Source organism: Rhodococcus sp. (in: high G+C Gram-positive bacteria), assembly GCF_049286785.1.
GTDB lineage: Bacteria > Actinomycetota > Actinomycetes > Mycobacteriales > Mycobacteriaceae > Rhodococcus_F.
Genome location: NZ_JBAQEO010000366.1, coordinates 1 through 6,569 on the forward strand (window position 1 = coordinate 1; position 6,569 = coordinate 6,569).

At 65.7% G+C, this 6,569-nt stretch carries 7 protein-coding genes; 3 read left to right on the forward strand and 4 right to left on the reverse strand.

Going from position 1 to position 6,569, the window contains the following annotated elements:
• Positions 1 to 129: 129 nt before the first annotated feature.
• The gene (locus tag WAW17_RS13585) at positions 130 to 387 is read left to right on the forward strand and encodes a hypothetical protein (protein WP_422333482.1); all 258 of its coding nucleotides are present in this window, start codon (positions 130 to 132) and stop codon (positions 385 to 387) included.
• A gap of 53 nt (positions 388 to 440) precedes the next feature.
• Positions 441 to 1,898 (forward strand): CHAD domain-containing protein, encoded by a 1,458-nt coding sequence (locus tag WAW17_RS13590; protein ID WP_422333488.1) that lies wholly within the window; start codon positions 441 to 443, stop codon positions 1,896 to 1,898.
• Positions 1,899 to 1,905: 7 nt separating this feature from the next.
• On the opposite strand, the gene WAW17_RS13595 is transcribed toward WAW17_RS13590, so the two are convergent.
• The 3 genes from WAW17_RS13595 to WAW17_RS13605 form a co-directional block, all read right to left on the reverse strand.
• Positions 1,906 to 2,439, reverse strand: a complete 534-nt coding sequence (locus WAW17_RS13595; protein WP_422333483.1) for a hypothetical protein — start codon at positions 2,437 to 2,439, stop codon at positions 1,906 to 1,908.
• Positions 2,436 to 3,440, reverse strand: a complete 1,005-nt coding sequence (locus WAW17_RS13600; RefSeq protein WP_422333484.1) for an alpha/beta hydrolase — start codon at positions 3,438 to 3,440, stop codon at positions 2,436 to 2,438. The genes WAW17_RS13595 and WAW17_RS13600 overlap by 4 nt, the downstream gene beginning before the upstream one ends.
• 80 nt (positions 3,441 to 3,520) lie before the next feature.
• On the reverse strand, positions 3,521 to 4,510 hold the full coding sequence (locus WAW17_RS13605; RefSeq protein ID WP_422333485.1) for an alpha/beta hydrolase: 990 nt from the start codon (positions 4,508 to 4,510) through the stop codon (positions 3,521 to 3,523).
• Between the two features lie 98 nt (positions 4,511 to 4,608).
• On the opposite strand from WAW17_RS13605, the gene WAW17_RS13610 reads away from it, so the two are divergent.
• The gene (locus tag WAW17_RS13610) at positions 4,609 to 5,559 is read left to right on the forward strand and encodes a lipase family alpha/beta hydrolase (protein WP_422333486.1); all 951 of its coding nucleotides are present in this window, start codon (positions 4,609 to 4,611) and stop codon (positions 5,557 to 5,559) included.
• A gap of 5 nt (positions 5,560 to 5,564) precedes the next feature.
• On the opposite strand, the gene WAW17_RS13615 is transcribed toward WAW17_RS13610, so the two are convergent.
• Positions 5,565 to 6,569: thioesterase domain-containing protein (locus WAW17_RS13615; RefSeq protein WP_422333487.1), on the reverse strand; the 1,005-nt coding region annotated here is incomplete at its 5' end.

Here is a 6,569-nt window from a genome sequence, read left to right on the forward strand (position 1 = left end):
ACTCGTACAACTCGACCGCCTGGCGCCGGAACTCTTCCGAGTAGTTCTTGCGTGACATGACTGAAGATCATCTCGCTTCCCCAGCAGGTGCTGGATTCAGCGTGTCCAAGAACCGGGGTCAAGGCCCTGGTGGCCATCGTGTGGATGGCGTCCCGGTCGGGTGACTGCACCGGTTCGTTGATCGAGTGTGCGGGCGGCGAGAAATATCTCCTGGTCTTCGGCCCGTCGGCGCTGCTGTTGCTGGGCGGGCTGGGCGCCTTCGTTCGGACCTACCGGGTGTGGAAGGACGGCGGCCGGTGGCAGATCTGGCAGGGGGCAGGCTGGTTCCTGTTCGTCTGCATGCTGACCTATTTCGTCATGTCGACGCGGGCTCTCGTCGCGGAGTGACCGATCGACAATATGTCCTGCCGAACCTCGCAACCCCGGGCAGACTGGGGCTCATGGCGTCGTCGCAGCGGGAACGAGAAGACAAGTACGACGTGGGACTGCAGTTCGTCCTGCCCGACCTCTCGGGACTGGTCCCCGAGGGCGGCCGGATCGAGGATCGGACGGTGAATCTCCGCAGCGACTACTTCGACACCGCCGAGCGCGATCTGCTCGGACAGCACCTCACCCTGCGTCGCCGCTCGGGCGAGACGGACGAGGGTTGGCATCTGAAAGTGCCTGCAGACAAGGCCCGCACCGAGATCCGGCTACCCCTGACCGGGGAATCGACGGTCCCGGACGAACTGGCCGCCCTGGTGTCGGGGGTGGCGCTCGGCAAACCGCTGCGCACGGTGGCCACGATCTCGACGGTCCGGCACACACGACGTCTGTACACGAGTGACAACCGGCTGATGGCCGAGGTGGCTGACGATGCCGTGCACAGTACCGTCGTGGGCGATGGTGCCGTAATCGGTGAGTGGCGCGAGGTGGAAGTGGAACTCGGTGACGCCGGCAACGAGTCGCTCCTCACCGCGATCGGTCAACGTCTGGAGCGACTGGGCGCGACACCGTCGCCGTACCCGTCGAAGCTCAGCCGCGCACTGTCCGCCGAACCTCCCGCGGCCGGCGGGGGCGAGGAGAGGACGGCCGCCTCGCTTCTCACCGAGTATCTGGAAGCCCAGGCACAGGCGATCGTCGCCGGCGATGTGTGGCTGCGGCGCGCGCTCGACCCGATCCACTCCACCCGGGTCGGTATTCGACGGTTCCGCAGCACTCTGCGGGTGTTCGCAACCATGTTCGAACCCGAGGCCGCCGCCTGGTTCGACACCGAACTGGCTTGGTACGCCGGGATTCTCGGTGAGGTCCGGGATCGGCAGGTGCAGCGTGAGCGATTCGCGCATGCGCTGGCGGAACTGCCGGACGAATTGGTGATGGGCCCGGTTGCGGCGCGCATCGAGACCGATCTGTCGGCCGAACAGCGCCGGCACCTGGACGAGGTGATGCGCACGATCGACACTGACCGCTACCGGACGCTTCTGGCCGCGCTGGCTCGTTGGCGTACCACGCCGCCACTGACCGACGAAGCCGCGGGCGGACGCAAGGCCATCCTCGCGCGGGTGCGTCGTGCGGAACGGAAGTCGGCAACCAGAGTGCTGTCGGCCGCCGCAGGCACCGACGACGAGGCGCTGCACCGCGCACGGAAGGCCGCCAAACGCGCGCGTTACGCGGTGGAGCTCGCGGCACCGCTCCTCGGCAAGAAGGTGGCCAAGAAGAAGACGGCCAAGTACAAGGAAATGCAGGAGGTGCTCGGCGAGCATCAGGACGGGATCGTGGCGATGCGGACCCTGCGCGAACTGGGCGCCCGTGCCGGCACCACCCCGGGCGAGAACGGTTTCACCTTCGGTGTGCTGTACGGCCTCGAACTCGAGGCAGCCCACAAGGCTCGTGCCGATGCCGCTCGGCTGGTGACCTGAGCTGCCGTCACCGAGACGCATTCACCTCCGCCAGCTGCCGCAGAATCACCCAGCGGGCCACGAGGCACCCGAGGCATCCGCCGTAGACGGCCTTCAACAGCAGGAACGCCCAGAACGACAGTCCGGTCAGTCCGAGCAGGTGCAGTATCCAGACGACGAGGGTGGCGACGACGGCCGCGGCCACACCGATCAGCAGTCCGAGGGGCCACGCCCCGCTGGGCAGCCGGGACAGCACCGGTCCGGCACGCGGAGATCCCGGCGTCGTCGTGAGGTGTCCGGCGCGCAACTCGCGGTGCGCACCACCGGCGGCGAACAGGGCCACCAGCACCGACAGGATGATCGACGTGAGAACGAGGTCGAGGGAAATCCCCTCCAGCGACCACAGCGGGATGAAATCCTTGCCGCGATTGGTGACCCACCCCAGCAACGGGTTGACCACGACGTTGACGAGTGCGGTGATCGTGGCTTGCGTGCGGATGTACGAAGCAACGGATGTCGTGCCGGGCTCCGTCGGCCGTTCCCGCCTACCCCGAGGCATCATCCGGGCAGACCGAGGGACGCAGAAAGCTGCTGCCAGGATTCATGTAGATCGTCCTCCCAGTAACCCCAGGAATGTGTGCCGGTGGCCCGGAAGTCGAACGTCGCGGGAATGTTCAACTGTTGCAGGCGTTCCGCCAGACGGTGTGCGCAGACGTTGGTGGCGGCCTCGATGGCGCCGCCGATCACGATCTGATCCGGCAACGGAGGCGCTTGCGGCGTTCGCGGCAGAGCAGGGTTCTCATGCGGCCCGGGCAGCCCGTTCCCGTTCGAGATGTAGAGCGAATGCCCTCGGAGCAGCTCGGCGTTGAGGAGCGGGTCGCGCTCACGCCACCCTGGTCCGTCATAGGGTCCCCACATGTTCCTCGTATCAGCCCCGCCGGCCGCCTCGACGACCGAGCGGATGTAGGCCTGGCCGAGCGGGTCGCTGGTCTGCGCGCATCCGCTGTAGGAGGCCACCCCCCGGTACAGGCCGGGAGCCTGGATTGCGAGGTCGAGCACCGAGGTCGCCGACATCGACAGGCCGGCGATCGCGTTTACCCCGTCGGTGCCGAGCGCCGAATTGATCACCGGCGGGAGTTCGCTGGTGAGAAAGGTCGTCCATTTGTTCCGCCCGAGCACCGGATCATCTCGCACCCAGTCGGTGTAGTAGCTGAATATTCCCTCGGCGGGAATCACCACATTGGCGTTCTTGTCCGAGAGGAAGCCGAGGAGGTTCGTCTGGTTCAGCCAGTTGGCGCCGTCCTCCCCTCCTCCGGCACCGTTGAGCAGGTACAGCGTCGGGCGCGGCCCACCGGCGTCGGCCGGCCGGATCACCTGCAGGGGAATGACCCGGTCCATCGACGGCGAGTACACGTACATGTCCCACCGACGCTGGTCGATTTTGTCGATGTGGTCGACGTACGCAGCCGAAGCCGATTGGGTTGCCGTTGCCGGATCGGCGCCCGCCGGGTCCGCGGCGACCAAGCTCAGCGCGACCGTCGCGGCGCTCAATATTGCCGCCACCCCTCGACCACCCAGCCCCGACGGCCGTCGTCTGCGTCCTTTTCCTGCGACTGCCGGTTTCTCGAAATGTGCCATGCCTTCTACGCCCCGATCGCTTCGGCGAACATCGGCCAGGACCGATGGAATTCGTCCTGCCAGTAACCCCACGAGTGGGTTCCGGTGGGACGGAGGTTGACGGTGGCCGGAATACCGAGGTCGTCCAGCCGGGCGGCGAGCCGCTGCGTGCACTGACCGGTGGCCGCTTCGATAGGCCCCCCACGGACGATCTGAGCCGTGAGTTCGGCTGGGTCGCCTAGGACGCCGGGGGCGGCGAGTGTGTCGTGCGGTCCGGGCAGGCCGCTGCCGTTCGAGATGTACAACTGTGTGCCCCGCAACCCCTCGGCATTGAGGTAGGGATCGTGGTCCGCCCAGCCGGGGCCGTCCAGCGGACCCCACATGTTGATGGGGTCTCCGAAGAAGTTGACCACCGTCGCGACTATGTACGCCTTCCCCAAGGGGTCATTGCTCAGAGCGCAGCCGCTGTACGAGCCGACGGCTCGGTAGAGACCGGGGGCGGCGATCGCGAGGTTCAGCACCGAGGTGCCGGACATGGAAAGTCCCGCGATCGCATTCCTGCCCGTGGTGCCCAGCACGGAATTGATGACGGGCGGCAACTCCTGGGTCAGGAAGGTTGTCCATTTGTTGCGCCCGAGGGCGGGGTCGTCCTGTTGCCAGTCCGTGTAGTAACTGGATGCGCCGCCGTAGGGAATCACCACGTTGACGTTCTTGTCCGCGGTGAATTCGACCAGGTCCGTGTTCTCGGTCCACCCGTGTTCGTCGGACGACCCTTCGACTCCGCCGAGGAGGTACAGGGCCGGGCGCGGGACGCTGGTGTCGGCCGGTCTGATGACACGCACCGTGATGTCTCTGCCCATCGAGGCCGAATACACCGAGATGTTCGACTGCCGGTCACTCACCGGAGTCGCTCCCGCCGTCACCTGACCGGTAACGAGGCTGACGACCGCAAGCGCGACGACGGCCACGAGGGACGACGCACTGCGAAGCGCGTTTCGACAACGACATCTCACCATGTACTTCTCGCTTCGCGACGGCCCGACCGATGTCCGAGTGTACGGGCGTGTTCGGGGACAGATCCGGAATGTGCACGCCGATCACCTACGCTGAGCCCATGACCGCTCGCCGGTGGATCCTGCTGTTGCTGTTTCCACTCATGGGAGCCTTCACCCCATTGCTGACGGCTCCCGCCGACGCCGAGCCGACAGCCGATCCGCTGCCGGTTCCCTACGAGGTTCCCGACGGCACACTGCTCGAACTGAGTCGTCCGGATGGTTCGGCTCCTGGTTCGAACGACTGGACCTGCCGTCCGGGTACGGACCATCCCGAGCCCGTCGTCCTGGTCCACAGTTCGAGTGGGAACAAGCAGATCAACTGGCAAACCTATGCGCCCTTGCTGGCCAACGAGGGCTACTGCGTCTACGCATTGACGTACGGTGCTCCGGCGAACGCGCCCTGGCCGATCAGTTCCGTGGGCGGGATCGAATCGATGACGTCCAGTGCGCAGCAGTTGTCCGCGTTCGTGGACCGCGTTCTCGCCTCGACAGGTGCACAGAAGGTCGACATCGTCGGCCATTCCCAGGGCGCGCTGATGCCGGCGTACTTCACCAAGTTCCTCGGCGGCGCCGACAAGATCGGCAAGTATGTCTCGCTGGCACCGATGTGGAAGGGTGCCAAGGTCGACCAGTGGCCACTGCCGAGCGAAACCGTTCATCCCGCCCTTGCTTCGGCTCTCGAGTCGCTTCCCCCGTGGTGTCAGGCGTGCCGCGAGATGGCACCGAATTCGGACTTCATGAAAGCGCTCCGGGACGGCGGGGTGTACGCGCCCGGGATCGTCTACACCAGCATCATGACCCGGTACGACACGGTCGTGGTGCCCTACACCAGTGGCTACGAGGAAGCACCGAACGCGACGAACATCGTGCTGCAGGACCAGTGCCCACAGGATCATGCCGAGCATCTCGAACTGATGGCCGACCCGGTAGCCGCCACGTACGTACTCAACGCGCTCGACCCTGTGCGGCCACGGCCGGTGGTGTGCGAGTCGACCCCCTTCGTGGACTGACCGGCTCATCGATCCATCCGCTCGCTGCCTGACAGGGCATCGTTCAGAATCGGGCCGGCCACGGCCAGCGCTTCGGGTGACGTCATCCGCCAATGTGTGGCGGCCACCGCGTGGTTACGCACAACTCCCGTGACCGCATCCTTCCAGCCCTGGGCGGCTCGGTCGCCCGTCACGTCGTCAGCTGCCGCGGTGAAGAAGACGATGTCACCGTCGAAGCGCGCGGGTCGATACTCGGAACTCAACCTGGAGTTTCTCTCAGCCGTCGACAGAAGACGCTCCAGCACCGGTTCGACTCGCTCGACGGGATATCCGGTCATTCCAGCCAACGCAGCAGCGACACCCGCAAGCCCGAGATCGGAGACCCCTTCCACAGCGTCCTGCTCGACACCGAAGCCGCCGAGCAACTCCCCCATCGAGATGTCGTCAACGGGGCTCTCCTCGACTACGCCGGACCCGACGAAGCTGTCCATGATGGCCAACAGTTCCACCTGTTCGCCCGCTGCCTGGAGTCGGACCGCCATCGCATGGGCGATGACACCGCCGAGCGACCAGCCGAGGAGCCGATACGGGCCGGTGGGCGTAATGCGGCGCATCTCCCTGATATAGCGGTCCGCAAGTTCCTCGATCGATTCGGGCAGGTAGTCCTCCTCGAGAATCGACGGACTCTGCACGCCGTAAATCGGCATATCGGCGTCGAGGTATTGAGGAAGAGCCGAATAGCACCAGGACAATCCGACAATCGGGTGGATACAGAACAGCGGCGCGCCCCGGCCACCGTCCGCGCGTATCGCGAAGATCGGACCGAAACCTTCCTCGGCCGCGCCCGCGACACCGGCCTCGATCCGACGGGCGAGTGTTTCCACCGTGGGATCCGAGAACATCCACTGGAGTGGGACAGCAGTCTTCAGTTCGGTTCTCAACCGGTACATCACCTGCGCCGCGATCAGCGAATTACCGCCCAACGCGAAGAAATCATCATCCAACCAGACCCGCTCCACCCCGAGCACCTC